The organism is Yaniella soli (genome assembly GCF_054782375.1).
The window spans coordinates 1-964 of the sequence record NZ_BAAGSP010000083.1; the positions used below are offsets into that span (position 1 = coordinate 1).

1 protein-coding gene and 1 pseudogene are annotated in these 964 nt (G+C 56.4%); both read right to left on the minus strand.

What is annotated here, in order from left to right:
- Positions 1 to 121 precede the first annotated feature (121 nt).
- Positions 122 to 664: an ATP-binding protein gene (locus tag ACYVJT_RS15285; RefSeq protein WP_499418569.1), complete on the minus strand. Its 543-nt coding sequence runs from the start codon at positions 662 to 664 to the stop codon at positions 122 to 124.
- Positions 661 to 964: pseudogene (locus ACYVJT_RS15290) on the minus strand (IS21 family transposase); the annotation flags it as partial. The gene ACYVJT_RS15285 and the pseudogene ACYVJT_RS15290, both read right to left, overlap by 4 nt.

The window sequence follows — 964 nt, forward strand, 5'->3', positions numbered from 1 at the left end:
CCAGTCATGATCTGTTCTCCCATCAGGAACGTTTTGTTCCTTAGAAAACATCATGACCCAGCCGTAATTATGCCGATACGTCTCAGCTAGAAAAAGCTGTCAAAGGCAGTGTTCTCAACGATCAGAGCCACCCGTCAGCAGACTTATCGACATAATCCCCACCTCGGCATAAGTCAATAATGAGCAGCTTGTTTCTGGCCAACAAGGTCAGTTCTTTATCGAGTCGGTTATGGTCTTTGGCCCGGCGGAGGTGCATCACAAGTGAGGCGGTAGTGAAATACCGGGCGGGGGTACCTTGCTGGCAGGCCGCTGCTGCCAGGGCGATGGCCAGGTGGGTTTTGCCGGTGCCAACATCACCGTAGAGCACCAGGTTTTGGGCTTGGTCGATAAAGTCCATGCTGATGAGCTGTTCGCGGCCATAATCGGGAGGAAAACTGATCTGGGACCAGTCATAGCCTTCAAGGGACTTCAACGTCGGCAATTTGGCGGCTCGCATCAATCGGTGGCGCCGTGACGCTTGGCGTGATTCGGTCTCTGCGGTCAGCAGGCCATGGAGGTATTCTCGTTGTTTCGGGGTGCCGTGTTCGGCCCATTTTGCTAGCACTGTGCTGGTCAGGGCTGCCTGGCGACCTAACGTCACGATGTCGTCAACACTAATAGTCATGCGGTGGCCTCCCGTTGGGTCAGCTGGTCATATATCCCGAGGTTGACTACCTCGACGGTGGGTTCGCTGCCTTGGGCCATCCTGCGGGCGAGCATGCCTAATGCGGGCGTGGACGGATCATCACCGATGGTAATCAGTCGGGTGGCGGCTTTGGTGGCGGTGTCAAAATCGGTGGCATCTGCGGCTTGGTGCAATCCGACAAGGAGTCGTCGCCGGTCGGGTGTTGGCGCAGTATCCAGCCAGTCGCGTAGTGGATCTGTCACGTGTTTACGTACTGGCGAGTGGCTCCAGGATCCTGGC

Excerpts from the sequence above, each read along its gene's own strand:
- ACYVJT_RS15285 (WP_499418569.1), bottom strand. The coding sequence starts at position 664 with ATGACTATTAGTGTTGACGACATCGTGACGTTAGGTCGCCAGGCAGCC.